The sequence below is a fragment of the Natrinema sp. 74 genome (genome assembly GCF_046097095.1).
In the GTDB taxonomy this organism is placed as follows: domain Archaea; phylum Halobacteriota; class Halobacteria; order Halobacteriales; family Natrialbaceae; genus Natrinema.
The window spans coordinates 1,278,589-1,305,427 of the sequence record NZ_CP175698.1 but is presented as its reverse complement, the minus strand read 5'-3'; the positions used below and the strand labels follow the sequence as shown (position 1 = coordinate 1,305,427).

29 protein-coding genes and 3 tRNA genes are annotated in these 26,839 nt (G+C 62.6%); 16 read left to right on the top strand and 16 right to left on the bottom strand.

From position 1 onward, the window contains the following. Window positions 1–17: 17 nt before the first annotated feature. Together ACJ70B_RS06525 and ACJ70B_RS06520 are read left to right on the top strand one after the other, a co-directional pair. A complete protein-coding gene (locus ACJ70B_RS06525) occupies window positions 18–908 on the top strand; it encodes a dihydrodipicolinate synthase family protein (RefSeq protein ID WP_408959599.1) in 891 nt (296 codons plus the stop codon). 354 nt (window positions 909–1,262) lie between these two features. Then, window positions 1,263–1,754 (top strand): MOSC domain-containing protein, encoded by a 492-nt coding sequence (locus tag ACJ70B_RS06520; RefSeq protein ID WP_408959598.1) that lies wholly within the window; start codon window positions 1,263–1,265, stop codon window positions 1,752–1,754. A gap of 108 nt (window positions 1,755–1,862) precedes the next feature. Here ACJ70B_RS06520 and ACJ70B_RS06515 read toward each other — a convergent pair whose 3' ends face one another. The 3 genes from ACJ70B_RS06515 to ACJ70B_RS06505 form a co-directional block, all read right to left on the bottom strand. After that, complete coding sequence (locus tag ACJ70B_RS06515) at window positions 1,863–3,047, bottom strand: trans-sulfuration enzyme family protein (RefSeq protein WP_408959597.1); 1,185 nt, start codon at window positions 3,045–3,047, stop codon at window positions 1,863–1,865. A gap of 154 nt (window positions 3,048–3,201) precedes the next feature. After that, on the bottom strand, window positions 3,202–3,471 hold the full coding sequence (locus tag ACJ70B_RS06510; RefSeq protein WP_408960082.1) for a transcriptional regulator: 270 nt from the start codon (window positions 3,469–3,471) through the stop codon (window positions 3,202–3,204). 56 nt (window positions 3,472–3,527) lie between these two features. After that, the gene (locus ACJ70B_RS06505) at window positions 3,528–4,184 is read right to left on the bottom strand and encodes a hypothetical protein (RefSeq protein WP_408959596.1); all 657 of its coding nucleotides are present in this window, start codon (window positions 4,182–4,184) and stop codon (window positions 3,528–3,530) included. Between the two features lie 370 nt (window positions 4,185–4,554). Here ACJ70B_RS06505 and ACJ70B_RS06500 point away from each other — a divergent pair, with 370 nt between their 5' ends. The 3 genes from ACJ70B_RS06500 to ACJ70B_RS06490 all read left to right on the top strand — a co-directional run bounded on the left by ACJ70B_RS06500 (window position 4,555) and on the right by ACJ70B_RS06490 (window position 6,732). Continuing rightward, window positions 4,555–5,484 (top strand): replication factor A, encoded by a 930-nt coding sequence (locus ACJ70B_RS06500; protein ID WP_408959595.1) that lies wholly within the window; start codon window positions 4,555–4,557, stop codon window positions 5,482–5,484. 1 nt (window position 5,485) lies between these two features. After that, on the top strand, window positions 5,486–6,127 hold the full coding sequence (locus ACJ70B_RS06495) for an RPA family protein (RefSeq protein WP_408959594.1): 642 nt from the start codon (window positions 5,486–5,488) through the stop codon (window positions 6,125–6,127). A 194-nt stretch (window positions 6,128–6,321) separates the two neighbouring features. After that, window positions 6,322–6,732: a ribbon-helix-helix protein, CopG family gene (locus ACJ70B_RS06490; protein ID WP_408959593.1), complete on the top strand. Its 411-nt coding sequence runs from the start codon at window positions 6,322–6,324 to the stop codon at window positions 6,730–6,732. Between the two features lie 57 nt (window positions 6,733–6,789). Here the strand turns inward: ACJ70B_RS06490 and ACJ70B_RS06485 are convergent, their stop codons facing one another. Next, window positions 6,790–7,245 carry a DUF5814 domain-containing protein gene (locus ACJ70B_RS06485; RefSeq protein ID WP_408959592.1) on the bottom strand — a complete coding sequence of 152 codons (456 nt, stop codon included), beginning with the start codon at window positions 7,243–7,245 and terminating at the stop codon, window positions 6,790–6,792. Window positions 7,246–7,423: 178 nt separating this feature from the next. Here ACJ70B_RS06485 and ACJ70B_RS06480 point away from each other — a divergent pair. Both ACJ70B_RS06480 and ACJ70B_RS06475 read left to right on the top strand, forming a co-directional pair. Beyond that, window positions 7,424–7,495: transfer RNA gene (locus ACJ70B_RS06480), tRNA-His, on the top strand. Between the two features lie 207 nt (window positions 7,496–7,702). Further along, window positions 7,703–8,983, top strand: a complete 1,281-nt coding sequence (locus ACJ70B_RS06475) for a hypothetical protein (RefSeq protein ID WP_408959591.1) — start codon at window positions 7,703–7,705, stop codon at window positions 8,981–8,983. Window positions 8,984–9,002: 19 nt separating this feature from the next. Here the strand turns inward: ACJ70B_RS06475 and ACJ70B_RS06470 are convergent, their stop codons facing one another. From ACJ70B_RS06470 to ACJ70B_RS06460, 3 genes are all read right to left on the bottom strand, one after another. Next, a complete protein-coding gene (locus tag ACJ70B_RS06470; protein WP_408959590.1) occupies window positions 9,003–9,866 on the bottom strand; it encodes an aldo/keto reductase in 864 nt (287 codons plus the stop codon). Window positions 9,867–9,941: 75 nt separating this feature from the next. Beyond that, window positions 9,942–10,724 (bottom strand): YqcI/YcgG family protein, encoded by a 783-nt coding sequence (locus ACJ70B_RS06465; RefSeq protein ID WP_408959589.1) that lies wholly within the window; start codon window positions 10,722–10,724, stop codon window positions 9,942–9,944. Between the two features lie 146 nt (window positions 10,725–10,870). Continuing rightward, complete coding sequence (locus ACJ70B_RS06460; protein ID WP_408959588.1) at window positions 10,871–11,863, bottom strand: hypothetical protein; 993 nt, start codon at window positions 11,861–11,863, stop codon at window positions 10,871–10,873. Between the two features lie 301 nt (window positions 11,864–12,164). On the opposite strand from ACJ70B_RS06460, the gene ACJ70B_RS06455 reads away from it, so the two are divergent. Both ACJ70B_RS06455 and ACJ70B_RS06450 read left to right on the top strand, forming a co-directional pair. After that, window positions 12,165–12,455, top strand: a complete 291-nt coding sequence (locus ACJ70B_RS06455; RefSeq protein ID WP_408959587.1) for a zinc ribbon domain-containing protein — start codon at window positions 12,165–12,167, stop codon at window positions 12,453–12,455. A gap of 599 nt (window positions 12,456–13,054) precedes the next feature. Continuing rightward, window positions 13,055–13,300, top strand: coding sequence for a hypothetical protein (locus ACJ70B_RS06450; RefSeq protein ID WP_408959586.1), 246 nt, complete (start codon window positions 13,055–13,057; stop codon window positions 13,298–13,300). Window positions 13,301–13,725: 425 nt separating this feature from the next. Here the strand turns inward: ACJ70B_RS06450 and ACJ70B_RS06445 are convergent. Further along, window positions 13,726–13,799: transfer RNA gene (locus ACJ70B_RS06445), tRNA-Phe, on the bottom strand. A gap of 262 nt (window positions 13,800–14,061) precedes the next feature. Here ACJ70B_RS06445 and ACJ70B_RS06440 point away from each other — a divergent pair. After that, window positions 14,062–14,508, top strand: coding sequence for a hypothetical protein (locus ACJ70B_RS06440; protein ID WP_408959585.1), 447 nt, complete (start codon window positions 14,062–14,064; stop codon window positions 14,506–14,508). 205 nt (window positions 14,509–14,713) lie between these two features. Here the strand turns inward: ACJ70B_RS06440 and ACJ70B_RS06435 are convergent. Beyond that, window positions 14,714–14,787, bottom strand: a tRNA-Val gene (locus ACJ70B_RS06435). Window positions 14,788–14,849: 62 nt separating this feature from the next. Between ACJ70B_RS06435 and ACJ70B_RS06430 the strand changes: the two genes are divergently transcribed. Further along, complete coding sequence (locus tag ACJ70B_RS06430) at window positions 14,850–15,464, top strand: DUF192 domain-containing protein (protein WP_408959584.1); 615 nt, start codon at window positions 14,850–14,852, stop codon at window positions 15,462–15,464. Window positions 15,465–15,500: 36 nt separating this feature from the next. Beyond that, window positions 15,501–17,444 carry an ABC transporter ATP-binding protein gene (locus tag ACJ70B_RS06425; RefSeq protein ID WP_408959583.1) on the top strand — a complete coding sequence of 648 codons (1,944 nt, stop codon included), beginning with the start codon at window positions 15,501–15,503 and terminating at the stop codon, window positions 17,442–17,444. Between the two features lie 21 nt (window positions 17,445–17,465). Here the strand turns inward: ACJ70B_RS06425 and ACJ70B_RS06420 are convergent, their stop codons facing one another. Then, the gene (locus ACJ70B_RS06420) at window positions 17,466–17,810 is read right to left on the bottom strand and encodes a hypothetical protein (protein WP_408959582.1); all 345 of its coding nucleotides are present in this window, start codon (window positions 17,808–17,810) and stop codon (window positions 17,466–17,468) included. Between the two features lie 141 nt (window positions 17,811–17,951). On the opposite strand from ACJ70B_RS06420, the gene ACJ70B_RS06415 reads away from it, so the two are divergent. Further along, complete coding sequence (locus ACJ70B_RS06415; RefSeq protein ID WP_408959581.1) at window positions 17,952–18,689, top strand: creatininase family protein; 738 nt, start codon at window positions 17,952–17,954, stop codon at window positions 18,687–18,689. 69 nt (window positions 18,690–18,758) lie between these two features. Here ACJ70B_RS06415 and ACJ70B_RS06410 read toward each other — a convergent pair whose 3' ends face one another. Both ACJ70B_RS06410 and ACJ70B_RS06405 read right to left on the bottom strand, forming a co-directional pair. Further along, entirely contained in the window at window positions 18,759–19,244 is a 486-nt protein-coding gene (locus ACJ70B_RS06410) for a DUF5790 family protein (protein ID WP_408959580.1), read from the bottom strand. 370 nt (window positions 19,245–19,614) lie between these two features. Next, a complete protein-coding gene (locus ACJ70B_RS06405) occupies window positions 19,615–19,974 on the bottom strand; it encodes a dihydroneopterin aldolase family protein (RefSeq protein WP_408959579.1) in 360 nt (119 codons plus the stop codon). A 413-nt stretch (window positions 19,975–20,387) separates the two neighbouring features. Here ACJ70B_RS06405 and azf point away from each other — a divergent pair, with 413 nt between their 5' ends. Next, window positions 20,388–21,131: an NAD-dependent glucose-6-phosphate dehydrogenase Azf gene (gene azf / locus ACJ70B_RS06400; RefSeq protein ID WP_408959578.1), complete on the top strand. Its 744-nt coding sequence runs from the start codon at window positions 20,388–20,390 to the stop codon at window positions 21,129–21,131. A gap of 217 nt (window positions 21,132–21,348) precedes the next feature. Here the strand turns inward: azf and ACJ70B_RS06395 are convergent, their stop codons facing one another. Next, entirely contained in the window at window positions 21,349–21,927 is a 579-nt protein-coding gene (locus ACJ70B_RS06395) for an SHOCT domain-containing protein (protein WP_408959577.1), read from the bottom strand. Window positions 21,928–22,180: 253 nt separating this feature from the next. On the opposite strand from ACJ70B_RS06395, the gene ACJ70B_RS06390 reads away from it, so the two are divergent. Next, a complete protein-coding gene (locus ACJ70B_RS06390; RefSeq protein WP_408959576.1) occupies window positions 22,181–23,152 on the top strand; it encodes an aldo/keto reductase in 972 nt (323 codons plus the stop codon). A 69-nt stretch (window positions 23,153–23,221) separates the two neighbouring features. On the opposite strand, the gene ACJ70B_RS06385 is transcribed toward ACJ70B_RS06390, so the two are convergent. The 3 genes from ACJ70B_RS06385 to ACJ70B_RS06375 form a co-directional block, all read right to left on the bottom strand. Continuing rightward, window positions 23,222–23,836, bottom strand: a complete 615-nt coding sequence (locus ACJ70B_RS06385; protein ID WP_408959575.1) for a DUF309 domain-containing protein — start codon at window positions 23,834–23,836, stop codon at window positions 23,222–23,224. Between the two features lie 398 nt (window positions 23,837–24,234). After that, entirely contained in the window at window positions 24,235–25,329 is a 1,095-nt protein-coding gene (locus ACJ70B_RS06380) for an aminopeptidase (protein WP_408959574.1), read from the bottom strand. Between the two features lie 91 nt (window positions 25,330–25,420). Continuing rightward, a complete protein-coding gene (locus ACJ70B_RS06375; protein ID WP_408959573.1) occupies window positions 25,421–26,146 on the bottom strand; it encodes a queuosine precursor transporter in 726 nt (241 codons plus the stop codon). Between the two features lie 465 nt (window positions 26,147–26,611). Here ACJ70B_RS06375 and ACJ70B_RS06370 point away from each other — a divergent pair, with 465 nt between their 5' ends. Continuing rightward, complete coding sequence (locus ACJ70B_RS06370; protein ID WP_006087767.1) at window positions 26,612–26,806, top strand: cold-shock protein; 195 nt, start codon at window positions 26,612–26,614, stop codon at window positions 26,804–26,806. Window positions 26,807–26,839: the final 33 nt, after the last annotated feature.

Here is a 26,839-nt window from a genome sequence, read left to right as displayed (position 1 = left end):
CGAACTGACTCTCGAGCATGGACATCCGAGACGCGCTTCGGGGTATCACCTGTCCGACGGTGACGCCGTTCGACGATGGTTCGATCGACGAGTCGGCACTCGCCGACCTGCTCGCACACGTACAAGCGGGCGGGGTCGACGCCGTCTTCCCCTGTGGGACGACTGGCGAATTCCCGAGTCTGACGCCCGACGAACGCCGGCGCGTCGTCGCGGCTACCGTCGAGCGCGCCGACGTCCCCGTCGTCGCCGGAGCCGCCGCCACGAGCGTCGGGGAGACGGTCGCGGCCATCGACCGCGCCGCCGATGCGGGGGCCGACGCCGCCGCGATCGTCGCGCCCTACTTCACCACTGCGAACGCGCCCGCGGGCAACCGGCGGTTCCTCGAGGCCGTCCTCGACGACGCCTCGCTGCCCGTCTTGCTGTACAACATCCCGCAGTGTACGGGCCAGCGCATCGAACCCGAAACCGTGGCCGCCGTCGCGGAGCACGAGGCGGCCCTTGGGCTGAAAGACTCGAGCGGCGACCTCGCGTACTTCCTCTCGGTGCTCCGCGAGACCCCCGACGACTTCCTGTGCCTGCAGGGGTACGACGCGCTGCTGGTTCCCGCCTTGCGGATGGGTGCCGACGGCGGGATCAACGCGCTGTCGAACGTCGTCCCCGACGTACTGTGCGAGGCGCTCGAGCGAGCCGAAGCCGAACGCGGCCGCGAGCTACAACGCGACGCGATTTCGCCGCTGTTCGAGGCGTGTACGACCCACGACTTCGCTCCAGCGACGAAGGCGGCCCTGGCTCACCGCGGCGTCGTCCCCGCCGACGAGGTCCGCCCGCCGCTCGTTCCTGTCGACGACGCGGGGACGGAAGCGATCGGCGACGCCGTCGACGCGGCGCTCCAAGTCGGCGATCGATAGCATTAGTGTGGGTGTCGTAGATGTCTTCTCACGGCGCTCATTTCATACAATTACACGATGGATTAGTAGATAACTAGATGTACAAACCTAACACTGATACTTCAATCAGATATCATTGCTGTTGATAGAGCCGTGCCGAACACACAGTTCGTTTCGGTCACGGTTGTGACGAGGATCATTCGGAGGAGTTGCATTTCGCTCATAAGATGTCATGTTCGGACATGAATACATCATTCCTTCTATCTTGTCTTAAGTTCGGCTTTCTCCACGGTAGTCAAATACTGCCCAATAATAATCGACTTGCTGGAAGTCGCGTACAAAACTATTTACTCGTGTACTAATATTGCTAAGGGTATGAAGGGTGTAGAAACTGTCGAACGCATCTTCACTGCTCCTGAAGCCGAAGCCGAAATGAACGAACGCAGTGAAGTTAAGGCCGTCGCTAGAAGTGGCCTCCGGCGTGACAGATATTTCAGCGAAATCGAAACTGGGACCTTCGTCACGTGGGAGCCGGACGAAGAGCGCCCTGCTGGCTACGATCTGACACTCATTGAGCAAGAATCCATCGAGGCACTTGAGCGCGAAGCAGATATTAAACTCGCTCCCGGCGAGCATCGGCGGAATATCGTCACGCGGGATACCGCACTCAACCATCTCGTCGGCGAGCGATTCCGTGTCGGTGAAGCCATCTGTCGGGGCGATCGACTGTGTGAACCCTGTGGGTATCTACAGCACATCACCGGAAAAGACGTCTTGGATGCATTAGCCCATCGGGGAGGGCTTCGAGCGGACATCCTCGAAAGCGGGATGATTCGTCCCGGCGACAAAATCGAACCGCTCGAATAGTCCTCCCTATTCGTTCGGACCTGGATTGCATTCTCGCTTACGGCCGCCACGACCGATGGTCGGTCGCCCTGTTTGTAGACCGGGGCAGTCAGGAGGAAGGGGACGCGCTTACGGCAGCGCCGTCCGAAGGTCCTCGCGGAGGTCGTCGACACCTTCGATGCCGACCGATAGCCGGACCAAGGTCTCGGGAATGTCCGCGGTGTCCGATCCGTGGCTGACCTCGTCGGGGATCATCAGCGACGGTACCTCAACGAGGCTTTCAACGCCACCCAGACTGGCCCCTGGAGTGAATACATTGAGTCCTTTGACGAACGCCTCGGTTTCGGTTAGTGAGCCGTCGAACTCGAAGGAAAGCATCCCGCTGTATCCCGACATCTGTTCGACCGCGAGATCGTGTTGCGGGTGACTCTCGAGACCTGGATAGTAGACGCGGGCGATGTGGTCGTGGTCCTCAAGGAGGCGAGCGACCGCCATCGCGTTCTCCTCGTGTTGTTCCATCCGTGCCGGCAGCGTCTTGATGCCTCGCGCGACGAGGTAGCAGTCGAACGGCGAAAGCATGTTTCCGAGCCCGATCCGCTGGGAAAACGCCAGGTTCTCAAAGACCTCATCGTCATCGGTGACGATGGCACCGCCGATTGAGTCGGAGTGTCCGTTGAGGTATTTGGTGGTGCTGTGAACGACGATGTCGGCACCCAACTCGAGTGGAGCCTGGAAGTACGGGCTCGCGAAAGTGCTGTCGACCCCGAACGGGATGCCGTGGTCATCGGCGATGTTGGCTATCGAACGGATGTCGCACAGCCGCATCAGCGGGTTCGTCGGCGTCTCTGTCCAGACCAAGTCGGTATCTGAATCGACTGTCGCGGCGACGTTTTCGGGGTTGTGGGCATCGACGAACTCAACGTTGACACCGAAATGCCCGGCGATGAATTCCGTGAGCAGTTTTTCGGTTCCGCTATAGATGGAGTCCGACGAGACAAGGTGACCCCCCGGTGGAACGAGCGACAGCATCGTCGTCGAGATGGCAGCCATCCCCGAGGCGAACGCCAACCCGTGTTCGCCACCTTCGAGGCGGGCTAACTGCCCCTCAAGGGCCGCTCTCGTTGGGTTACTCTCGCGTGAGTAGTCGTGTTCGTTACCATCGTCCCCGCTGGCCCACTCGAAGGTACTCGAGAGATGTACCGGCGGGATGACGTCGCTCGTTCCGCCCTCGTTGGGGTGTGTCGCGTTCTCAGCCGACCCGACGGCGAGCGTCTTAAATCGGTTCTCATGGGCACGATCATCGTGTCGTGTCATAGGTGAACCACCGCAAGTGTATTCTGCACGTTGTCTCTGACAACTACCAGAGAGTTAGGATAGTCGTTTTGGTAACGTCTTCGTTTCTATCCACCAACAATAAGTGACACCGTCTAATGGTATACTGTTGAAGTCCCGTGGTGATCAGTAAGATTCACCCCACGTCATCGTTTGATCGATGCACTGTTTCGTGTTCGTCTACGAATCCGCTTAGTTCTTGGAGGTATGTTTTGAATGCAGTTACCCCTGACTTTGTGATATGGTAGCGCGTTTCGAAGCCATTTTGAGCCCACGCGCGTCGGTCCTCGACGTATCCTGCCTGTTCAAGTTTCTCTGCATGTGAGGCGAGATTCCCATCTGTGAGATCCAGATGATCTCGGACGCGAGTGTACGAGACGTCTCTGTGTTTGTATAGAACCCCCATGATTCGAAGTCGGGTTGGTTGATGGATGAGTTTGAGATCCGATGGGAGATCCATTGTTAGCCTCGATACGCGATGATCCAGCCGGTGACGAAATACGCGGCTCCCTGAATGAATCCGAGGGAAAAGCCTTCTCCGGCGACAGAGACATCTGCCTGGTGAATCGCGATGCTTGCGAGGAGGATCGCGATGCCGGCCAATACCATCGGTGTCAGCATCCATCTCGCGGTGTGCAAGAGAGAGTAGACGACGCCGATGATGGCTGTGAAGATGCCACCAGCGATTCCCATGACGATGTAGATGCTTGCCTCAGAGCCAAGGATAAGGGAGACGCCAGTTGTGACCGCGAAGAACAGGATGGTGAATCCGATTCCAAGGGAGCTTCCGCCGAGTGACGTGTGGTCCTGACCGAGTGTGATCGAGTGGGTGGACCAGAGCATTGCCGTGATGGCGACTGCGCCAGCGATCCATGGGAACCAGAGGACCGAAAGTGCCAGTGAGCCGTTTTCGAGCGTGGAGAGCCACGGATCGGCCGCCGTATAGGAGATCGGAATCGCTGCGATCGCCAGCGCGAACACCATGAGGTTCAATCCGAACACGCGTGCGGTCAGGCTTTCATCGTATCCCTCAATATCAGAGAGCGCCTGTGCTGCTTTGCTTGCGGGGAAGTCCTGAGTCGTATCTTCCGTCATCAGTTCTTCCTTATCGTCGGACACATATATTGAAATTGACCCTTTGTGGGGCAAAGACCGAAATGCCAGCGTTATTGAGATTGTCAGAGGGTTCTAATACCAACACGTGAAGAAACCGAACGTAGATCTCTGTGATACGCTAGCAAGAGCACCGGCTGATACGATCCCTGCCCGATCGTACGACGGCTACGCGACCGAGTGAACATCGACTTTCAGCGAGTGCGAAGTAGTCGACCACGCCCGCACCGATCGCCAGACCGGACGTGTCACGCTGCCGCCCTCTGCCGGTTTCTTTCCTCGTTGTTCACTTCCGCTCCGGTGCCGGCAGTTTAAATACTATGGGGAGCGAACGGACGTATGCCTCCCAGTGAAACCAAAGAGGAGGCGAGACACTATGAGCGACGTACGACAGCACGCGGACGACATCCACGAGCAGTTTTCGGACCACCTCGACGTGAGCGTCGAGGACGTCGAGGAGCGCCTGACCACGCTCGTCGACGAGTACAAAGTACCGATCGACGAGGCGCGCCGGAGCGTCACGAATCACTACCTCGAGGAGGCCGGCTTGGAGCGCGAGGACCTTGCGGGCGGTGACAGCGAGAAAGCCACCATCGAGGACGTCGACGAGCCCGAGGAGTGGATCGACCTCACCGCGAAGGTCATCGAACTCTGGGATCCCCGCAGCGACTCGGTCGCGCAAGTCGGCCTGCTGGGCGATCCGACGGGGACAATCAAGTTCACGAAGTGGGCCAAATCCGACCTCCCCGCGCTCGAGGAGGGCGGTGTCTACGAGCTTCGCAACGTCGTCACCGACGAGTACCAGGGCCGGTACTCGGTCAAACTCAACTCGACGACGGTGATCGAGGAGCTCGACGAAGACATAGAGGTCGGCGACGACACCAGCGAGATCGAGGGCGCGCTGGTCGACATGCAAAGTGGCAGCGGCCTGATCAAGCGCTGCCCGGAGGACGACTGCACGCGCGTCCTCCAAAACGGCCGCTGTAACGAACACGGTGAGGTCGAGGGCGAGTTCGACCTTCGCATCAAGGCCGTTGTCGACGACGGCATCGACGCCCACGAGGTTATCTTCGACAAGGACGCCACCGAGGACCTGACCGGACTGAGCTTAGAGGAGGCCAAGGACATGGCGATGGACGCGCTGGACACGACGATCGTCGCCGACGAAATCGCAGACGACATCGTTGGCACCTACTACCGCATCGAGGGACCGACCTTCGGTCGGTACGTCTTGGCCGACGAGGTCGACGAACTCGACGAGCCGGCGGATGCAGAGGAACTGCTGATCAAAGCGAGGTCGATGTGATATGAGCCAGGCAGAACTCACCCGCGAAGTCGCCCGCCGCGTCTTCGCCTCCGAATTCAACGATTCGACGTACGCCTTCAAAGAGAGCGACGACGAGCGCGCGCCCAACTACGCGTTGCTCCCGACGGGCGACCGCGCGAACCGCGTGTTCGTCGCCGGCACGCTGACCGAGACCGAAGACGTCGGCGATGAGAGCGAGTACTGGCGCGGCCGGGTCGTCGATCCGACCGGGACGTTCTTCGTCTACGCCGGTCAGTACCAGCCGGAGGCCGCCTCGGTCCTGCGGGAAACGGAGCCGCCAGCGTACGTCTCCATCGTCGGCAAACCGCGCACGTACGAGACCGACGACGGCACGGTCAACGTCTCCCTGCGACCCGAGTCCATCGCGGTCGTCGACGACGCCACCCGCGACCGCTGGGTCGTCGAGACCGCCGAGCGCACCCTCGATCGCATCGAGGCCTTCGAGGAGTGGGAAAGCGAGCAGGAAGCGCCGGAAAGCGGTTCGACCGCGCCCACGAACGAGTACGCCCAGATGGCCCGCGAGCAGTACGACTCGCCCGTCGTCAACTACCGCAATGACGTGATCCAGGCGCTCGAGAGCCTCGAGACCGTCGATTCGGACGACGCGGAAGCGTCCGTCTGATCCAGCGACCGATCCCACTTTTCGTTTTTCGACCGAGCAGTAGCGACGCCGAGTCGATCCCGGCGACTGCCCTCGGCTGTGACGCGAGGAAGGCGACACCGTGGTAGTCGCCTCGAGTCCGACCGCCGTTCGCTTCGGCTCAGGCTCTCGTCTGACTAATGGTTAAGTGTCGTGAACGACGAGTAGGGGTATCGATGGGGAACAAGAACAAGACCATCTCGTTTCGGGTCAACGAGGACGCGTTCGCGGCGCTACAGGAGATCGCCGAAGAGCGCGACATCTCGCTGTCGGCCGTCTTTCGGGACTACGTCGACCGGCTCGTCGAACACGACGGCCAGGTCGAGGTCGTCCCCGAGGCCGACCTCGAGGCCCGAACCGAATCGGACGCGGACGACGACGTCTCGTTCCCGCCGACCGTCGAGGTCCCAAAGCGGTTCATCCGCGAACACGAGCGGCTCGAACTCGAGGCCGAGCATCTCCGGGAGCAACTCGACGAATACAAGGCCTACGTCAATGACCTGCAGGACCGACTCGAGGACGGAGAAGACGAGGTGCTGTTGCTCGACGAGTTAGACGACGAAGACGAATCGTACCAGCTCCGGTAAGTACAGCGCGCGCGTTCGTTCCGAGCGGGTCACAGACGGTCGGGCCCAGCCGCCGCGCTATCGGGCGAGATCCTGCTTTGTCTGTCGAATCTCGTCGCGGTTCTCGTCTGCGCCGTCGACTCGAGCGAGCCCTTCGGCCGCCTCGAGCGTCCGAACGGCACTATCGAGGAAGGAAAGCACGTCGCCGGAGTAGGCATAGACCATGTAGTCGTCGGTCATCACGTCGACGATCGCGTCGGGGCCGAGCCCCTGTGCGCGCAACTCGAGCAAGTACCGCATGAATTTCCGCTCTGGACAGCCACAGTAGGGGTTGTTATCGCAATCGCAGTCGAGGAAGTCCTGTGCGAAGTCGAGGATCCGATCGCGGGTTGCGTCGTCTAACTTCTCTATGCCGTCGCCCTGGAAGAGCACGTCAAGCGTCGCGCCCTTGAACGCTCCCTTTGGGATGTTCGTCTCGAGCTGGGAGCTGAGCTGGCGGTGGTTCTTGACGTAGATCTTGTCGGTGATGGCCACGCGTTGACTGTCCTAACGGCTGTGCGCCGAAAAACGTCTCGGTCACGGTCCGACGAACCGGGCGAGCGCGACCGGTCGTCTTCGCCGTTCGAAATCGCGCGGTACGGAGTCGCATACCTCGATCTCGGAGTCGTAACGTATTTCAGGCCAACCGCGTGTAGAATAGCGTGCAAGCGCGTCCGGGTTGGGGTAGTGGTTATCCTTCAGCCTTGTGGAGGCTGAGACGCGGGTTCGATTCTCGCACCCGGACTTCCTGCGGCGTTATCGCGAACGGAGTGAGCGATGGCTCGGAGCAGTCTTGCTGCTCCGGTGAACAAACTCGTGAGCCGACGGAATCGTCAGAGGTTTCTAACCCGTCGGACGCGGCCGAGATGATGGCGCTCGACTCGAGCGCGTATCTGAAGGAGTGGCGCACTCAGGCGCTCGGGTTTAGCCGCCGGCTGCCGTATCGAACGGTATGGCTGACGCCCGATTCGACGGGCCGCTTGACGAGCCGCGGCGTGCGGTTCTGGCCTGGCTCGTCACGGCAGTCCTCGCCGCTTTCGCGATCGCACACGGGCTCGTCGGCTCGTATCGCTGGTTCATCTTTACCGGCTTCGCGGTCGCGATCATCGTGTTGCCGGCGGCCGCGTTTCGCGAGCCGCGCGCGATACCGCCGTGGCCGTTGCTCGTTCTCGTCTTGCTGCCGATCGCCGACGCGGCGACGTTCGGACGGTCGTTTCTGACCGCGATCGCCGTCTACGTGGCCGTCGCTGCGGTCGCGCTCGTGGCTGCGGTCGAACTCGATCGGTTCACGGCGGTCCAAATGAGTCACTCCTTCGCGGTCGCGCTGGTTGTCCTCGTGACGCTGGCCGTCGCTGGCGGCTGGCACGTCGCCCAGTGGGCTGCCGACGTGGCCGTCGGGACCGACTACCTCCTGACCGATCGCTCACAGGAGGCGGCTAATCGGGCGCTAATGTATGACTTCGCCTACGCGGCCGCTGCCGGCCTGCTCGCGGGCGTTCTCTTCGACCGGTACTTCCGTCCCTACTCCGGTCGCGTCGCCGGGCGACCGAGCGCGTCCCGTGGCCCACAGCCGTCCGCGGAGTCGGTTCCGGACCCCGTGCCGTCCCTGCTCCGCGATCGGCTCGACGCCTCGGACGCGCTCGTCAGGCGGCTCTCGCGGATCACGCAGGCCTCCCTCGTTGCGCTCTTGCTGTTCGGATTGGTCCGCCGGGACCTGACGACCGTCGTCAACGCCGGCGTCGCGCTGGGGATCACGGTCCTCCCCGCCGTCCTCGAGCGAGACGCCAAATTTCCCCTCGAGCCGGGGCTCGTGTTCTGGCTCACGGCGGCCGTCTTCCTCCACGCGCTCGGCTCGGCCGGCCTCTACGGGGTCGTCGGTCAGTGGGACAGTTTGACGCACACGATCTCGGCGTCGATCGTCGCCGCGGCGGGCTACGCGGTCGTCCGGGCAATCGACCTTCACTCCGACGAGGTGTACCTGCCGACGCCGATGCTGTTTGCCTTCATTCTGATCTTCGTCCTCGCTTTCGGCGTCGTCTGGGAGCTCCTCGAGTTCGCCATCGACGAGAGCGCACGGCTGCTTGGGACGCAGGCGGTTGTCGCCCAGTACGGGCTTAGCGATACGATCGTCGATCTCGTCTACGACACCCTCGGTGCCGTCGTCGCCGCGGTCTGGGGATCGTTCTACCTCACCGATCTCTCTCAGCGCATCGCGGGGCGACTCGAGGGCTGACGGATCGTTCGTCTCGCTCTCACTCCGCCGCGTCCGTCAGTCGCTGTACCTCGTCGTCGGACAGCGACAGCTGCGAGGCGGCGACGTTCGACTCGAGGTGGCCGGGATCGGACGTACCCGGGATCGGGAGGATGACCTCGGAACGCTCGAGCAGCCACGCCAGCCCGACCTGTCGCCGGGTGGCGTCGTGTTCGTCGGCGATTTCGTCGAGCAGATCGCCGTGTTCGTCCAGATCGTCGCCGTTGATGGGGGCCCATGGGATGAAGCCGATGTCGTGCTCCTCGCAGTACTCGAGGGCCTCGCGGCTGCCGCGGTCGTTCAGGTTGTACCGGTTCTGGACGGTCGCGACCTCGACGTGCTCGCGGGCGCGCTCGATGAGGTCGACCGAGACGTTGCTAAGACCGACCTGCTCGACGAGTCCGTCGTCCTGAAGTTCGGCGAACGCCTGTACGGAGTCCTCGAACGGCGTGTCCTCGTCGTCGGGCCGGTGGAACTGGTAGAGGTCGATGGTCTCAGTCTGAAGCCGATCGAGCGACGTGAGGGCCTGATTGCGGATGTAGTCGGGGTCGCCGTGGGCGATCCACTCGCCCTCCCGGTTGCGCAGCAGGCCGGCCTTGGTCGCGACCAGCACGTCGTCGGGGTCGCCGATCGCCTCGCCGATGAGCCGCTCGCTGACGGCGGGGCCGTAGGAGTCGGCCGTGTCGATGAAATCGACGCCGCAGTCGACGGCGTGTTCGACGACCTCGCGTGCGGTCTCCTCGTCGTCGGGCGCGCCGATAATGTCCTCGCCGGTCAACCGCATCGCGCCGAATCCGAGGCGGTGGACGGTATTCCCGCCGATTTCGAACGTGTCGCTCTCGTTGGTGATCGAGTTGCTGCTCACGGATGTACTGACAGTCCCGTGCCTCTTGAGGGATGGGCTTCCCCGAACGGAATGCCGGTTTGCGCTCGCCGCGCGTTATCTGTCACGCCGGCTCCCCTCGACGTCGGTGCGCTCGTACAGCGGACACCGGGCGACGCTCTCGGCGTTCGTCTCCGGGAGCATGTACTGCTTCCACTCTCGTTTCCGCGAGTCGACGAAGTCCCCGGCGTCGGGGTGCATCTCGACGTCGTCGTAGGCCGCCAGCCGGTCGCGGATGATCGTCCGGGCCTCCTGCCCGTCGTCGTCAAGCCCGGTCAGCCCCTCGAAGATCCCCCACGGCTGGACGGTGATCTCGAGGCCGTGGGGCGTAAACCGGCTCCGCCGGCGCTCGTAGAACGGCGCGCGGCCGACGAGGAAGGTCGGCTCTCCGGCGAAGCAGTACTGCCACTTCGGGTGGTCGGGGTCGGTCGGCACCGACGCGGGCCACGGTTCGGGATCGTTCGCCTGCAAGTACCGCAACACCGACCAGAACTGGCGCTTGTACGCCTCCGTGGACGGCTCGTCGGCCACGGCCGGATCTTCCTCGGGCGGCCGGAAGAGCACCACCAGCGACGGGTACTCACCGAAGCGCTCGTAGCGCTCGAGGAACTCGGTCAGCGGCTCGACCAGTTCGGCCAGCGCCTCCTCGTCGATCGGCGACTCCGGGAAGACGTACCGGAAGTCCCCCTTCCGCTGGGCCTCGACGGCGAAGTAACACGGGTACGGCGCGGCCTCGTCGGTCATCGTCTCGCGGAACGTCCGGTACCGCGTCGCCTTCCAGTCGGCCAGTTCGCCGGCCGCGAGTCGCTCCTCGAGCCGGTCTCTCTCGAGCAGTTCCACGGCCGTTGTTACGCCCGTTTAGCGGATAAACCTCGAGCCGACGCTCGCCGAGTGGCTCCACCGTCGGCTCCCGGCCGTCTCTCGCTTCCGGCAGTCGAACTCGAGTTCGGACCAGCCGACGGGAGCGGGGGAATCGAGTGCGCCGCTCAGCCGTCGGTGATGAACGAGTTTCGCACCGGCGGATAGCTCACAATCGTCGAGAGCCGCAACGTATACGACAGCAGGAACGCGAGCGGGGCGAAGGCGACGGCACACAGCAGGCTGAACGCGACCTGTAGCATCGTCTCCGAGACCGGCGGCCGGATCGAGGCGTCGTAGACGAGCATCGCGACCGCCGAACTGCCGACCGCGACGAAGCCGACGTACAACAACAATCTGGAGAGCGCGGCGATCTCCCGCTGGACGTACAGCGTTTTCGTATACTGCCTCGAGACGTTGAACATCCGCAGCGTCTTCTCCAGTCGGTCGAACGGCTCCGCCGGCATCGGCTCGAACTCCTCGTGTTGAAGGTGCTCCGCCGCGCCGATCAGCCACGCGCTGTTTACTCGTAACATGGCCGACAGCAGTTCGAAGGAGCCGAACTCGGCATCCTCGAGCGCGCTGTGCATCCGATCGGTGTTGGTCGCGAGCTGTTTCCGGACGACCTCTGCACGGCGCTGTAGCTCCTCGTCATCGGTGGCGGAAACGACCTCGCTGACCGACTCACCAGATTCTTCGATCGTTTCCACTAACACGCGCAGAAACGCTATGGGGGTGGGTTGGATGGCCGATACGTCGGCCAAGTCCTTGAGATTGCGCCGGAGGTCGCGCACCCCTTCGTCTCGCTCGTTGAGGTCGTGGGGCTTCCCGAACTCGCGAGAGAGGACGAGCTGGTTGATCGTAATCGTGATCGGGACGAGCGTGAGGTTCCCGGCGATGAAGACGCTCAACAACAGCGGTGCCGGTCCCGCAGCCGTTATTCCGATGACGCCCATCCACGTGAGAACGAAAAACACGACGAACACTGTGGTCGAAAACAGTCCGGCGACGACCCAGCGATTCGCGTCGATGAGCAGCCACTGGTTGATCGACGTCTCGACGACGTACTCCGGAACCGGACTGGTCGTCGCGACATCGACCGCCTCGTCGGAATGGCTCATCGGTCGCCGATAGCGGTTCGAGGCCGAAAACGTCGCTGCCGGAACTCCCATTGGTGCAGGAGGCCTCGCGCCCGTCCTCGAGCGAGAGCCGACCCACGCGCGCCCGCCCTCGAGCGTGACCCACGTGATGATAGCTGATCCGCGTGACGATACATGCCCGACGATTCGGCCACCCGGTTCTCCGGCCAGTCGGTTCTCTCGTTTCCCGTTCGTACTCGAAGACCGATCGCGATCGTCCGTGAATTCGTGTTGATTGACACCAATGCACATGACCTAACTGCTCGGCGACCGTAGCCGTCGTGTGGTCTCTCCCGGGCAGATATACGCCGCGGTCTGTATCGGCCTCCTGCTCGCCGCGTTAGGGATCTGTCTCCCGGTTCTCGGCGGCATTTTCCGGGACGGCCTCGAGCGACGGCACGACCGCCGATCCGAAGCGAACGATCGCGACGCTGCGGCCGATCCGTCCGTTCGACCGTCGACCGCTCCGCTCGAGGAGGACACGACGGCGGAATCGAGACTGACGTGTCGGCAGTGCGGAGCGGAGAACGATCCCGCGTTTACGTACTGTCGATGCTGTGTAGAGTTACTTTGAGCCCGCGATCCGCACCGTGTCTCCCGAGTCGTGACCGTCCAAAAGGCAGGCGCTTACGTCCCAGTTGCGGACGAACTCGAACAGCCGAGTCTGTATGCAGGTTAGTTTCGAATCCACTCCAGCAAGACGCCTACACCTTTTACGACGTGGTAGCTGGTGTGGACGGCCCAGTCGGCGAATAGCACGACCAGCAAACCGTAGCATTCGAACCACAGACTGACGGCGACAGCAACTAGCCCTGCGACAACGACCCCTTTCCGCAGGATCCGTTGCCAGAGCTAGCGCCGGTGGCCGTCGAACCCCCCGGAGAGCAGTAGTGGCGTCTCGTCGGTCCTGCGGGGCCGGTTCAGTCCCTCTGATTCGAGCCGAGCCCAACTGCGGATTTCTCCCGTCTACGTCGCCCTTATAGGTATCTCCGGAGCAATCCGCGTCTGACTATTGTCGCTCTGCGTTTCGCGCAGAAAGCATGCAGGCACGGGACGAAGTACAAAACCGTCGTCTCCGGCTACATCGACCTTGTGAAGACCGCTATTGTAGCGCTGACGAGCGAGTCGGAATTGAATATACCTTCATAACCCTTCAGTGGCACATCCGCTACTATGGCTTACGACGGCCTGACAGACGAGGAAGATCCAGACCTCGATAGCCATCGACTCGGAAACTTCAAACAGGGATGGACCTGCGCGGTTGAGGGACAGGAATACAACAAGGTCCTTGACGAACTCAAGTGGAACAACCTCGGATGGCGACTCGGCACACTCTTTGATGACACGTCCGAAGAAATGAAAGAGGAACTATTCGAGTGGTGCGTGCGACAACAGAAGGAGAACACAGACCACGAGTGACAAAGTCGCTCGCACACTGTTACCCTTCTCACACACAACTCTGGCTGACGAGTGACGATACGCGCCGACCTGAATCAAGGAATTCCCGATACGGATTGGAAGACGGATATCCACGGAATCACGCCCATTGTATCCTGTCCCCTCTGATTCATCCCGAATGAGGGAACAAACCGATACGTATACAGCACGTACAATGTGGTGAAACGCCCGACGGTGACGAGGCGTGCCCGGTTCAAACTACTCCAGGACTTGCAGGGACGCTGCTGCCGAAATCCATTGCTGTACGGTCAGCGTAGAACGGTTTGGAGAAGGATGCCGCCTCCCGGATTGAACTGAAATCAGACGTGCTCGCCGTGCTGTGCGCGTCTGATAGAGTTCAAATCCAGTCGTGAGCATTTTCACTGCTCACGTTGTCCGCAGGAAAATGCCGCCTCCCGGATTTGAACCGGGGACAGCTCGATCTTCAGTCGAGTGCTCTCCCAGTCTGAGCTAAGGCGGCCTATTCCTTTCTCCGTCCATGGTATAAAAAAGGATTTCGAATCGGAGCCGTCGTTCCCGTCCACTCACAGGAGTTCCGTCACCGGTTTCGCCTGTCACTCTGTGACGGGCTAACGGGAACACCCTCACGTCTTCTCACGTAAGCGACGCGAACGACACGTTACACACCGAATACGGTGACGCCCACGGACGATTACGCACCGTCTGTTGGATTATCGAATATTCAAGACACGCTTTTGCGCCCTGGGGGGTAATATCGTGTTATGGAAGCCCTTACCTCGAGCCAGGAAGCAGAGGAGCTGTCCGCCGACACGATCCTCGAGTTGCTGGCGAACCGACGGCGGCGCTATCTGCTCTACGCGCTTCGCGGCCAGAAAGATCCGATCGAACTGTCGACGCTGGCCGAGACGGTCGCCGGCTGGGAACACGACGTGCCGCCCGACGAGGTTGCGAAAAACGAGTACAAGAGCGTCTACGTCTCGTCGGTCCAGTGCCACGTCCCGAAGCTGGACGACGCCGGCGTCGTCGACCATGACGAGGACAACCACACCGTCGTCCTCGCGGACAACTTCGATCAGCTCGAGCCGTACCTCCGGATCGTCGTCAAAGACGAGCCGGAGAACTCGACGCTCCACGCCGCCCTCCAGACCGAGTCGGGCGACGGCCTGCTTGGCCAGATCCGGGAAAACGTTGCGCGGCTCAAGCAGTGACTACCGCTGCTCCCTGGACGGAGATCGTGCATAGTGGGTGATTAGTCGATTCGTCGGGCTCGAGGGCTCGAATACGCCGCTCTGTTCTGCGATCGCCGTCACGTTCGGGTCGCCCTCGCAGACACTGCTCTGACTCACGCGTTGTTCGACAGAGAAATAGGCTCGTCACGACGCTGTCGCTCACGAGCGGTTCCGCCAGCGGTAGTGGGCTCGGGCGGGTTCGAACCACCGACCTCGGCCTTGTAAAGGCCGCGTCATGACCAGCTAGACCACGAGCCCGCATTCGGGTTGAGTGCCCCCGTCCGAATAACCTTTACTTTCTCGCGGTGCAGGTATCCTGCATGGTGCTCGAGCGCGTATGGAAAGGTCTCCTCGCGGTCGCGATTCTCGGCCTCGGCGGTTTCGTCCTCGTACAGGCCGGATTCGTCTCCCCGCCCTGGGGGCCGGACGGAGGGACCGCCCGCGTCGTCGACAACGAGTCCGATGACGAACCGACGGCCGTCATCGATGTTGAGGTCGCAACCTCTCGCCAAGAGAAATATACCGGCCTGAGCGATCACGAATCCCTCGAGCCGGGCAACGGTATGCTATTCGTCTACGAGCAAGAGCAAAGCCGGACGTTCGTAATGCGGGAGATGGACTTCCCCATTGATATCATCTACATCGGTGCCGACCACGAGATCACGTCGATCCATCACGCCCGCGCGCCCGGTCCTGACGAGAACGGCAACAATATCGAGTACCCCGGTCGCGGGAAGTGGGTGCTCGAGGTCCCGCGTGGCTATACCAACGAGACGGGAATTGAGGTCGGCGACCGCGTCGAGATCGATCTCGAGTCGAACCAGACGATCATCCCCGGGATCAGTGCGAGCGCCGGTGCGCTTGCACCCATCGCGACGAGCGGCGAACTGGGGGCGCGACGAGCGGTCGAACGCGTGACCTATTTCGATTCGTAGGTAATTCTTATTGCCGACGGTCCCTGACCCTCGTCAATGAGCAGCGCCGATCTCGACGAGGATGATCCGTTCGAGGAGCAACGCGAGGCGGTCGAGAACCCGATGAAGCGCCTGTTCCTCGAGTACGGGTCGAACTACCTGGCCGCGGCGACCCTCGGCGTGATCGCCAGTATCGCCGCTCGGATCCTCGATCTGCTTCCAGCGCTGATGCTGGGGGTCGCGATCGACGCCGTGATCCGACAGGAGATCGGCTACGTCGAGGCCTTTCCGATCGGCGGGGGGCTGATCGCGCCGTACGTCCCCGAGGGCCGGATGGCCCAGTTTTGGCTGACGATCGGGATCATCGCGGGCGCGTTCCTGCTCTCGGCGGTGTTTCACTGGACCCGCAATTGGGGCTTTAACACCTTCGCACAGAACGTCCAACACGACGTGCGGACCGACACTTACGACGAGATGCAGCGGCTGAACATGGGATTTTTCGCCGACAAGCAGACCGGCGAGATGATGTCGATCCTCTCGAACGACGTCAACCGCCTCGAGAAGTTCTTGAACGACGGAATGAACTCCCTGTTCCGGCTGGTCGTGATGGTCCTCGGCATCGGCGGCTTACTGGTCGCGATCAACTGGCAGCTGGCACTGGTCGCCTTGCTACCGGTGCCGCTGATCGCCCTCTTTACGTACTTCTTCATCAAGACGATCCAGCCGAAGTACGCCGAGGTACGCTCGACCGTCGGCAAAGTCAACTCCCGACTCGAGAACAATCTCGGCGGCATCCAGGTCATCAAGTCCAGCACGACTGAATCCTACGAGTCCGACCGCGTCGAGGATGTCTCGCGGGAGTACTTCGACGCCAACTGGGGGGCGATCCGCACCCGGATCAAGTTCTTCCCCGGCTTGCGGGTCCTCGCGGGGATCGGCTTCGTCATCACCTTTCTCGTCGGCGGGCTCTGGGTCATCGGTGGCCCGCCGGGGCCGTTCTCAGGCGAACTGAGCACCGGGATGTTCGTCGTCTTCATCCTCTACACCCAGCGCTTTATCTGGCCGATGGCCCAATTCGGGCAAATCATCAACATGTACCAGCGCGCCCGCGCCTCGAGCGCCCGCATCTTCGGGCTGATGGACCAGCCGAATCGCGTCGGCGAGGACCCTGACGCGTCTGACCTCGAGGTCACCGAGGGGAGCGTCGCGTACGACGATGTCTCCTTTGGCTACGACGAGGACGAGGCGATCATCCGAAACGTCGATTTCACCGTCGACGGCGGCGAGACGGTCGCACTGGTCGGACCTACTGGGGCCGGCAAGTCGACGGTCCTCAAACTCCTCTTGCGGATGTACGACGTCGACGAGGGGGAGATCCGTATTGACGGCCAGAACGTGCAAACCGTCACCCTCCAGAGCCTGCGCGAATCACTGGGCTATGTCAGTCAGAACACGTTCCTGTTCTACGGCAGCGTCGCGGAGAACATCACCTACGGAACCTTCGACGCCGATCGCGAGGACGTGATCGAGGCCGCGAAGATGGCCGAGGCCCACGAGTTCATCACCAATCTTCCCGAGGGCTACGACACCGAAGTCGGCGAGCGCGGCGTCAAGCTCTCGGGCGGCCAGCGCCAGCGAATCTCGATCGCCCGCGCGATCCTTCGCGATCCCGACATCCTCCTGTTAGACGAGGCGACCAGCGACGTCGACACCGAGACCGAGATGCTCATCCAGCGCTCGATCGACGACCTCGCCGCCGACCGAACCACGTTCGCCATCGCCCACCGACTCTCGACGATCAAGGACGCCGATCAGGTCCTCGTCCTCGAGGGCGGCGAGATCGTCGAACGGGGCACGCACGACGAGTTGCTCGCGAGCGACGGCCTCTACTCACACCTCTGGGGCGTCCAGGCCGGCGAAATCGACGAGTTACCACAGGAGTTCATCGAGCGTGCACAGCGCCGACAGGCGCGAACGGAAGTCGGCGGTGACGACGACTGAGTCGGTGTCGGCCCACCTCGCTCAAAACGATTCCTGTTCGCGCTGGTCGTCCTGGTCCGGCGCGCCCTCGTCCTGTCTGTCTTCGCCCGCTGCGGGCGGCGTTCGATCGCTGTAGTTCTTCCGCCCGATGGCCTCGTCGCCCACCATGGTCATGATCGCTCCCTCGAGTTCCCCGTAGTCTCGATACTCATCTTCCCCCAGCGGCCCGATGACCGCCTCGAGCGTCGTCGTCTCCCCGCTCATCTCGATCTCCTCGTCGCCGTACCGTTCGAGCAACTCGTCGTGGCCGATCGGATACTCCTCGTCCTCGAGGTCGTCTCGCAGGTCACCGAGGTCGACGCCGAGCTCGCGGTTATCGTCGGGCATACTCGATGGTTCGTGACGGTGCACAAACGGGTTCGCCCTGCGCTCGCCACGGGATGGCGGATCTGCAAGCGAGTGTTCGAAACCGGCGGTCCGACGGCGGCTACCGCGGGTTTCATGTCCGCGCGGTCGGCATACCTTCGCATGGACCTCTCCGACGCGACGTGGACCGACGTGCGCGACCTCGAGACGGACCTCGCGGTCGTCCCCGTCGGAAGCACGGAACAACACGGGCCCCACGCGCCCCTCGGGACTGACGTGTTGACCGCCGAAGCGGTCGCCGATGCCGGGATCGAGCGATCCGACCGCGAGGTCGTGCGCGCGCCGCCGATTCCGGTCGGGATCGCGGAGGAACACCGCCAGTTTCCCGGGACGATGTGGGTCTCCGAGGACACCTTTCGGGACTACGTCGGCGAAGCCGTCTCGAGTCTCGCACACCACGGCTTCGACCGCGTCATCATCGTCAACGGTCACGGCGGCAACGTCGACGCCCTTCGGGAAGTCGGCGGCCGGCTTACTCGGAACGGCGACGCCTACGTCGTCCCGTTCACGTGGTTCGAGGGCGTCGGCGAACACTCCGCCGACATGGGTCACGGTGGCCCCCTCGAGACCGCCCTCTTGCGCCACTGCGAGCCCGAACTGATCCGCGAAGAGCGGGTCGACGAGGGCCGCGCGGGCGCGGCCGACGGCTGGGGCGACTGGACGAGTTACGTCAATCTGGCCTACGACGCGGCGGAGTTTACGGAAAACGGCGTCGTCGGCGACCCCACGGCGGGCGACGCCGATCGGGGGGACGAACTGCTCGAGCTAGCGGGCGACGCGCTGGTGCGGCTGCTCGACGCGGTCGCGGAGCGAGACGTTTCGCGGCCCGAGCGCCGATAGCGAGCGACGACGGGCGGCCGGTACGAAACGCCGGCTATCTGGCTGTTACCGCCGGCGTCTGCGGCCCTGTCACTCGTCCTCGGACTCGCCCTCGTCCGCGGCGTCAGCGTCAGCTTCGTCCGCGTCGTCTCCATCGTCTGTTTCGTCGGCCTCCGAGGCGCTCGGTCCCGTTCCCTCGAGCGTGCCGCGAAGCGCCGGGATCGTGGACGCGAGTTCGCTCACTTGGCTGCCCGCCTCGGAGATATCGGTGATCGCGTCCTCGAGGGCTTCGATCTCCGCCTCGAGATCGTCGGCATCGTCGAAGGCGTCGGCGCGCTGGCCCATGGTGAACCACTTCTTGGCGTCGTGGAGGTGATCCTCGGCGTCACCGGCGTCCAGCGCGGAGTTCAAGCCGTTGAGAACCCCCAGCACGTTATCCGCGTCGGCCTCCCAGATGTCGTCGGCATCGGGCAGCGCCGCCCAGGCGTCTGCGAGCGAGGACTCGACGTCCGCGCGCATCTCGTTGGCCGCTTCCCCGAACAGTTCGTCATCGTCGCCGAACGTGGCTTGGCTCATGTCACCGTCTTTGCGGGCACCGGGGTTAAAAGATCGCCCGAAAGTGAAAGTGGAATCTGCCGGGAGCGTTCCGGTATCGGTCGAACGGCGCTCGGATTTCGAAAGGGAGGTCACTCCGACTGTGTCGGTCGCCGACTGAAAGCGATGGCATCGCCGAATCCGACGCCGTGGATGCTCCGCTCGAGTCGACTACCGGGACCACAAAGCATATTCTATCACCGTCCAATTTTCCGGATAGGACGGTGAACAGCGGGTAGGGGTACTCGCAGTTTCTGTTCACCATTTATCGACCGTCGAGCGGTGCACAGGCGATGCTTGCGAGTAGCCGTTCCGATAACAGCGTGCTTTCGTGTCGATCGTCGTCGCGTCCTTACTCTCGAACCGACTCGAGGCGCATCAGCGGATAGCCGTCCGCCATTTCCATGCAGGTAACGACCTCGCAGTCCTCGTAGTCGACGACGATCTCGACCTCGAGGAAGCGTCCCGTCAGTTCGGTGTAGTCGGCCGCAGACTCGGCGAGTTCGGCCTCGAGCTCGTCGCGCTGGACCGCGACGGTGACGGCCGTGCAGTGGGGCTGGTTTTCGATCGCTTCCTCCATCGCGGCCTCGAGGCTCGCGGCGCTGTCGGGTGAAAGCGGCGTCCCGGCGAACTGGTGGTAGAGCGAGCCGAACTTGATGCCGGCCTCGAAGCAGGCGGCTTCGGCGTCCGTGGGAGATGTGTCCGTGGCCATGTATACGCGGTCGCGTAGGGTCGGTAAGGGGATTGCGATGAGCCCAAACCGGCAGAGATGGTTTCCGCATCTGGTGAGCGTACAGCACCGCCGTGTGTTGAGAGAGGCGTAGTGAGAGACCGTTCTGCTATTGTGGACACGAGGGTTCCCATGCCCTCCTCAGCCGATTTCTGCTCACGAGCTTCGCCCGGTCGCATGGTTCACGGGACCGTCGGTCCCGTGCTACCGTTTGCGCAGAGTCATCGGCAGCCCGCACTCGCGTCGGACTGCCGACAGCGCGCCACCGCACGTGACGTATCAGGGAGGAACGAGCCGTGAGCGGTCGCCCTTTCTTCGAGCGACGCGTGCCACCACCGCCCGCGCTCCGGGCGAACCGCATGGTACTTATCGGCGCTAGCCTTCACACCGAACGAATGGCACAGTCAGTCCTGCTCACTGGGGCTGCGGGGCGGGTCGGAGAGGCCATCCTTGGCGGCCTCGCGGACGACCACGAGTGGCGATTGGTAGACCGCGATCCGCCGACCGACGAGCAGCCGGGCGAGTTCGTCGTCGCGGACATCACCGACGACGAGGCCGTCCGCGAGGCGATGGACGGCATCGACGTCGTCGTCCACCTCGCGGGCGATCCGCGTCCGGAAGCACCGTGGAACAGTGTCTTGACAAACAACATCGACGGCACGCAGACGGTCTTCGAGGCGGCCGTTGACGCCGGCGTCGAGAAGGTCGTCTTCGCCTCGTCGAACCACGCCGTCGGCAACTACGAGACCAACGAGCGCACGCCCGCGATGTACCGCGAGCACGACGACTACCTGCTGGACGGTACCGAACTTCCGCGACCGAGTAACCTCTACGGCGTCTCGAAGGCTGCCGGCGAGACGCTGGGTCGGTACTACCACGATGAGCACGACCTCTCGGTCGTCTGCGTCCGCATTGGGAACCTCACTGAAGGCCACCCGCCGATCGACTACGAGCGTGGGCAGGCGATGTGGCTCTCCTACCGCGACTGCGCACACCTCTTCGATCGCTGTATCCGGGCCGACTACGGCTACGAAATCGTTTACGGCATCTCCGACAACGACCGGAAATACTACTCGCTCGAGCGGGCTCGTGACGTGTTGGACTACGACCCGCAGGACAACTCCGCGAACTACGACTGAGCTTCCGCCTAGTGTTCTTATAGATAATTATTCTGCCCGAATTCGGCGTAACCATACGCTCTGGCTACTTCTCTCCCAAATCACGTGGCGATGTATGGCTCCATCTACTTGTTGAACATCGTTGAGAAGATATGGTCAACTTGAAAATAAAACGCTGGATGAGAGGGGTGAAACGTGGAGACACCTCACTTCACGTTTGACTGCTCTCAAGTATCAGCTACAGCTCTTCCAAGATTTCTTCTTTCTTCTCTTCAAATTCCTCCTCATTGATGAGGTTCTTATCGCGCATCTGTTTTAGTTCCTCAAGTCGGTCTGCAGTGGTAGATGCGGCCGTTTGACTTGTCTCTCCCGCCTGTATTTCGTGCATCCGTTTACGGACATATTCTATGGCGTTTTCGCCTTCCGTTCCGACGAAAAATATAAATTCTACTGTCCTCCCGCCGGATTGAGTTACCTTGAGCGTTGTTCCGTTGTCCTCTACTTCACTAATATTCGTATAGGGGACGCTGAAGCTATTGTCCGTCGAGTAGTAGAAAATACGTCGGTCAGTAACGACTGTGGTACGCATGTGCCCCTTCTTGTATCGAGGCTCATCGTCAGGGTTCCAGCTTAACTGCAGGTTTGGATGTTCATATCTTTGAACAAAGTGTGGTTGCTCCCCTTCATCGAGATGGCTGACGATAGAAGAGTACGATGACTTGGCGATTAACCCCGTTTTTACTGTTCCTGAGTCTTCAAGGACCTCTTTCGTGACCGAGTCTCCTCTGGCGTTTTTCACCAGTACGTCTACGTCCATCTTCCAGCATAGAGAACAGATCAGCACGTGAAAAAGGTATCCGCCACCGAAGCGCTTGCTCGTTCTACCACCTCCGTTATCGCATATCACCATTTGGAGCAAAGTCAGAGATGAAATGAGAGTACGAGTCACAGGATAGCTCCGCGAACCGCGACTGACGGTATCAGGACCGATCGCACCTCGCGTTTGACAAAGCCGGCAACCGATTCCGACGAGCCGCGCCCTTTTGTCGCTCGGAGTGGCACCTCCCGCCATGGAGTACACGACGCTTGGCTCGACCGGTATGACGGTCAGCCGCATCTGTCTCGGGTGCATGAGCTTCGGCACGGGGCGGGAGTGGATGCTCGAGCCCGACGAGAGTCAGGAGCTCATCGACCGCGCGATCGATCTCGGGATCAACTTCTTCGATACGGCGAACGTTTACTCGACGGGCGAATCCGAGGAGATCCTTGGCGACGCGCTCGCAGACTACGACCGCGATTCGCAGGTCGTCGCGACGAAAGTCTTCGGGGAGATGGATCCCGACGATCCGAACGCGAGCGGGCTCTCGCGCAAGGCCATCGAACAGGAACTCGCGGCGAGCTTAGAGCGGCTGGGGATGGACACCATCGACCTCTATCAAACTCACCGCTGGGACTACGAGACGCCGATCGACGAGACTCTGCGAGCGCTCGACGACGCGGTTCGGCGTGGACAGGTCCGTTACATCGGCACCTCCTCAATGTGGGCCCACCAGCTCGCCGACGCGTTGCACACGAGCGACGCGCTGGGTACAGAGCGCTTCGTCACGATGCAGAACCACTACAACCTCCTCTATCGCGAGGAGGAACGCGAGATGCTGCCGCTCTGTAAGAAGGCGGACATCGGCGTGATTCCGTGGTCGCCGCTAGCCCGCGGCGTCGCGGCTCGGCCCCACGCGGAGATCGAGTCCACGACGCGCGGCCAGACCGACAAGTACCTCGAGCAGATGTCCTATCTCCAGGGCGGCGGCGAGGCGATCAACGAGCGGATTCAGGAGGTAGCCGACGAGAAGGGCGTCTCGATGGCCCAGATCTCGCTGGCCTGGCTGCTCCACAAAGAGTGGGTCGACGCGCCTATCGTCGGGACGACCAGCGTCGAACACTTGGAGGACGCCGTCGAAGCCCTCGAGATCAACCTCTCGGACTCGGAACAGGAGTACCTTGAGGAACCGTACGAGCCGCTGCCGGTGGCGGGCCACGAGTAATGCGTTCGGCAGGGTCGACCTTGCCGCTCTCGCCGGTGTCTGGGTCCGCGGTGTTTGGGTCCGCGAGAGTCAGAACAACCCTTCCACGTCCTCTTCACGGGCCCGCCGCCGCCCGACGTGATCCGCGAGCCGCCGGTAGATGATCCCGCGGTTTGCGTCCTCGCGGACGAAATCGAATAGCAGCGTGATGAACCGACTATCGTCGTCGCCGCCCTCGAGGTCCCGTTTCGCGTACGTCCGCGCCCGCTCGATTGGTTCGTCGTCGTAGCCGAACTCTTCGGCGAGGACGACCGCCGCGATCGCGGTCGGCTCGAATCCAACGTCCGCGAGCGTCGGCGCGGTGCTTTCGTGTTCGATCCGCTTCGGCTGCCGCCGCTCGACAATCTCGGGGTCGGCCGCGAGTCGAGTCAGAAACGAGCGGACGGGCTCGAGCCGAAGGTCGCGGTAGTCGGCGGGCAGCCCGGCGAGGTACTCGCCGCCGCTTGCGGCGAGCCCGACGGCCCCCTCCCAGTTGCGCTCGCGAGCGTGGTAGACGGCGGCGCTGTACTGGATGAGGCCGTGGAGCAGCCGCTCGTCGTCGCTGCCGGACGCGAGGTCGAGCCAGCGGTCCTCCCAGGTGTCGTGGGCGGCGTGGTAGTGGCCGTCGTTGAAGACGGCCGCGCCCGCCCGGAGCCGATCACGCATAGCCGTCGTTGGGGCTCGACACTCGAGAACGTGACGAAAACGGTGACCGCCGGATACCCCGTCGGACGCGGCGTCGTAGTCGCTCCCAGAGCGAACGACGCCGCGTGCCGGTGTTCGACGGCGGAGATACCGCCTCCGGCAGGGCGGAGCAGACAACTGTGGACGTGTGGACGAGTCGTTCGGGACACGAGGCCCCTAACTGGCCGCCACCGGCGAGGCGGTACGCTGAGTGAGGGACGACGCACGTATTAGTATATAGCAGCTTCCGTGCTCCGAGTCGGCTGTTGGTGCCGTAATCGGTGCCTAGCCCGGACGACGCTGCTCCGTCAGCGGCTCTCCCTTGCCCCGTCACCACGGCTCGCGCCGCTTGCCGTTTCGACCCGAGGGGGTCACACCGCTCAGCCCTCGCCGTCTCCGAATCGGAAGTTGCCGTTGCGCTGGACCACTTCCCCGTCGATCTCGAGGAGCGAGTCCTCGCTTACGTCGGTGATGAGATCGACATGGACGGCCGACTCGGTGCCCGTCTCGCCGTCGGGCAGACAGGCGTCGTAGGCCCGACCCAACGCCAGGTGGACCGTCTCGCCCATCTTCTCGTCGAAGAGGATGTTGTCCGTGTAGCGGTCGATCCCGCGGTTCATCCCGATCCCGAGTTCGCCCAACCGACGCGCGCCGTCGTCGGTCTCGAGCACGTCCTCAATCACGTCCGCGCCCTGCTCGGCGTCGAAATCGACGACCTCGCCGCCCTCGAATGCGAGGCGGACGTTTCGGACGGACTCGCCGCGGATCGTCATCGGCACGTCGAAGGTCACCTCGCCTTCGGTCGCGTCGGGCGCGGTAAAGACCTCGCCACTGGGGAGGTTGTGGGAGTCGTAGGCGACCGAAGCGGCACTGTTGACCGCCGTGCGGCCGCCGATTTGCATCGTGAGGTCGGTGCCCGCCGAAACGAGTCGGACCTCGTTGCCGTCGTTGAGTCGGTCCTGTAACTGGGCCATCTCCTCGGCCAGCGACTCCCAGTCCCGCAGGATCGCGTCGTAGGCGAAGTCCCGGTACTCCTCGTAGGCCATGTTCGCCTGCTGGGCGAGCGAGCGCGTCGGATGGACCGTCGAGACCCAGCGCGTGTCCAGGCGGAGTTCGCGGAGTTCGCTTCTGGCATTGTTGTACGCCCGTCGCCGCTCGCCGGGTACGTCGGCCGTCGCGCTCGTGTTCCGGCCGCCGCCCAGCGAGAGGTAGACGTCGGCGTTCTCGAGCAACGCGCGCTCGTGGGCCGGAGTTTCGTCGAAGTCGCCGTCGTGGGCTCGCAGATACGCCCGCGTGATCTCGCCCGAACTGTAGGTCGCGAGCAAGTTCGCTCCGCGCTCGCCGAGCGCCTCGGCGACGGCGACCGCCAACTCGTGGGCGTCCGGGCCGACCGAGACGACGACGTCGTCGCCCGCGTCGACGCGAGCGCTCCAGTCGACCAGCACCTCGGCGTGTTCGCGTACGCGTTCGTCCATACGCGTTTCTCTCGAGCGGGCCACTAAACGCTCACCGTTTCGCGGACCCCGAACGTCCGCGGCCGCCATCGACCGCGCTCGAGACGAACATTCAGGCGGCGTGAACGTCGTCGGCACCGTGGTCCTCGCGCGAGCGGACGAGCGCGACGATGGCGTAGACGATCGGCATGTCGAGGACGGCGATCGCGAGTTTCAGCAGGTACTGGCCGACGATCAGCGAGAGGACGACGTTTGCCGGTAGGACGACGCCAACGCCCAGCACGGCGGGCGCGATGGCGAACGCGACCGCGACGAAGATGACGGTATCGATCGCCTGGCTACTCGCCGTCGACGCGATGTTGCGCAGCCAGAGCTTCTCGCGGCCAGTCTGTTCGCGAATGCGGTGAAAGACGATCACGTCCCAGTTCTGGCTGACGATGTAGGCGAACAGGCTCCCGACGACCACGTTCGTCGACGCGCCAAGCGCTGTCGCGAACGCCTCGGGGTCGACGCTCGAGTCGGCCGCCGGAGCGGCGATCGTCGACCAGACAAGCGCGAGGACGACGAAGTTCAGTACGAATCCTACGTTAACGACGATCTGGGCGGCGCGACGGCCGTAGAGTTCGGTGTAGCAGTCGCTCGCGAGGAACGTAAGCGCGTACGCGAGCGCCGCTCCCGGTAACGCGAGTTGCGCACCTGCGATGGGGAGCCTAAACGGCAGTCCGAACGCCAATATCTTCGACGCGGTCAACTGGGCGGTCCCGAGGGCCGCGACGAAGAGGCCGATCAGGGCCACCTGTGCGACCGTCGGTACGCCGTGTGTCCGTGACTCGGTCATAGCGCTGCCTACCCATCGAACCTATCTAAACGGTGTCGTTCGGAAACGCCTCGCGGACGACCGGTGGCCGGTTTGTGAGTTGGGAACGCGGATTGGCCCCGCGACCGACGGTCGCTCGAGGAGGGTACCGCTACCGAGGGCGGGCGCTACGTAACCCGGTTCTGGACGGACGGTCGGTTCGGCTCGAGGCGAAAGCGACGACACCGGATCGCTCTCGATCAGTCCCACCCTCGGAGCCGCGCTGCCAGCGGAACCGAAGTCCTCCTGCTCACGCTCGACGGAGACGGCAGAGTGTAACAGAGGCGTTCGTACTCGATCGATTTCTCTGGGAAATAGAAAATCCAAATCGATCGAGTGGCTCGTTCTCTTGTACTGATTGTCGGGTTTTGGACGCAGATTATTTTGTTTCGACATATGAGCCATAGCAGAACTGTTATACGTATCGGGGACCTCCGTTGAAACGCAATGGCGAAAGGAAACGTTGATTTCTTCAACGACACAGGCGGCTACGGTTTCATTTCGACGGACGACGCGGACGATGACGTATTCTTCCACATGGAAGACGTTGGCGGTCCGGACCTCGAAGAAGGCACAGATATCGAATTCGACATCGAACAGGCCCCCAAGGGCCCCCGCGCCACCAACGTCACCCGGCTGTAAGACGGCTTTCACGTTCGGTACCGCGTTTTTCGT

Excerpts from the sequence above, each read along its gene's own strand:
- ACJ70B_RS06375 (WP_408959573.1), bottom strand. The coding sequence starts at position 26,146 with ATGACCGAGTCACGGACACACGGCGTACCGACGGTCGCACAGGTGGCC.
- azf (WP_408959578.1), top strand. The coding sequence starts at position 20,388 with ATGGCACAGTCAGTCCTGCTCACTGGGGCTGCGGGGCGGGTCGGAGAG.
- ACJ70B_RS06490 (WP_408959593.1), top strand. The coding sequence starts at position 6,322 with ATGGGGAACAAGAACAAGACCATCTCGTTTCGGGTCAACGAGGACGCG.
- ACJ70B_RS06410 (WP_408959580.1), bottom strand. The coding sequence starts at position 19,244 with ATGAGCCAAGCCACGTTCGGCGACGATGACGAACTGTTCGGGGAAGCG.
- ACJ70B_RS06385 (WP_408959575.1), bottom strand. The coding sequence starts at position 23,836 with ATGCGTGATCGGCTCCGGGCGGGCGCGGCCGTCTTCAACGACGGCCAC.
- ACJ70B_RS06500 (WP_408959595.1), top strand. The coding sequence starts at position 4,555 with ATGAGCGACGTACGACAGCACGCGGACGACATCCACGAGCAGTTTTCG.
- ACJ70B_RS06475 (WP_408959591.1), top strand. The coding sequence starts at position 7,703 with ATGGCTGACGCCCGATTCGACGGGCCGCTTGACGAGCCGCGGCGTGCG.
- ACJ70B_RS06525 (WP_408959599.1), top strand. The coding sequence starts at position 18 with ATGGACATCCGAGACGCGCTTCGGGGTATCACCTGTCCGACGGTGACG.
- ACJ70B_RS06370 (WP_006087767.1), top strand. The coding sequence starts at position 26,612 with ATGGCGAAAGGAAACGTTGATTTCTTCAACGACACAGGCGGCTACGGT.
- ACJ70B_RS06440 (WP_408959585.1), top strand. The coding sequence starts at position 14,062 with ATGGAAGCCCTTACCTCGAGCCAGGAAGCAGAGGAGCTGTCCGCCGAC.
- ACJ70B_RS06495 (WP_408959594.1), top strand. The coding sequence starts at position 5,486 with ATGAGCCAGGCAGAACTCACCCGCGAAGTCGCCCGCCGCGTCTTCGCC.
- ACJ70B_RS06450 (WP_408959586.1), top strand. The coding sequence starts at position 13,055 with ATGGCTTACGACGGCCTGACAGACGAGGAAGATCCAGACCTCGATAGC.
- ACJ70B_RS06430 (WP_408959584.1), top strand. The coding sequence starts at position 14,850 with ATGGTGCTCGAGCGCGTATGGAAAGGTCTCCTCGCGGTCGCGATTCTC.
- ACJ70B_RS06425 (WP_408959583.1), top strand. The coding sequence starts at position 15,501 with ATGAGCAGCGCCGATCTCGACGAGGATGATCCGTTCGAGGAGCAACGC.
- ACJ70B_RS06415 (WP_408959581.1), top strand. The coding sequence starts at position 17,952 with ATGGACCTCTCCGACGCGACGTGGACCGACGTGCGCGACCTCGAGACG.
- ACJ70B_RS06380 (WP_408959574.1), bottom strand. The coding sequence starts at position 25,329 with ATGGACGAACGCGTACGCGAACACGCCGAGGTGCTGGTCGACTGGAGC.
- ACJ70B_RS06515 (WP_408959597.1), bottom strand. The coding sequence starts at position 3,047 with ATGACACGACACGATGATCGTGCCCATGAGAACCGATTTAAGACGCTC.
- ACJ70B_RS06420 (WP_408959582.1), bottom strand. The coding sequence starts at position 17,810 with ATGCCCGACGATAACCGCGAGCTCGGCGTCGACCTCGGTGACCTGCGA.
- ACJ70B_RS06395 (WP_408959577.1), bottom strand. The coding sequence starts at position 21,927 with ATGGACGTAGACGTACTGGTGAAAAACGCCAGAGGAGACTCGGTCACG.
- ACJ70B_RS06405 (WP_408959579.1), bottom strand. The coding sequence starts at position 19,974 with ATGGCCACGGACACATCTCCCACGGACGCCGAAGCCGCCTGCTTCGAG.
- ACJ70B_RS06520 (WP_408959598.1), top strand. The coding sequence starts at position 1,263 with ATGAAGGGTGTAGAAACTGTCGAACGCATCTTCACTGCTCCTGAAGCC.
- ACJ70B_RS06510 (WP_408960082.1), bottom strand. The coding sequence starts at position 3,471 with ATGGGGGTTCTATACAAACACAGAGACGTCTCGTACACTCGCGTCCGA.
- ACJ70B_RS06390 (WP_408959576.1), top strand. The coding sequence starts at position 22,181 with ATGGAGTACACGACGCTTGGCTCGACCGGTATGACGGTCAGCCGCATC.
- ACJ70B_RS06460 (WP_408959588.1), bottom strand. The coding sequence starts at position 11,863 with ATGAGCCATTCCGACGAGGCGGTCGATGTCGCGACGACCAGTCCGGTT.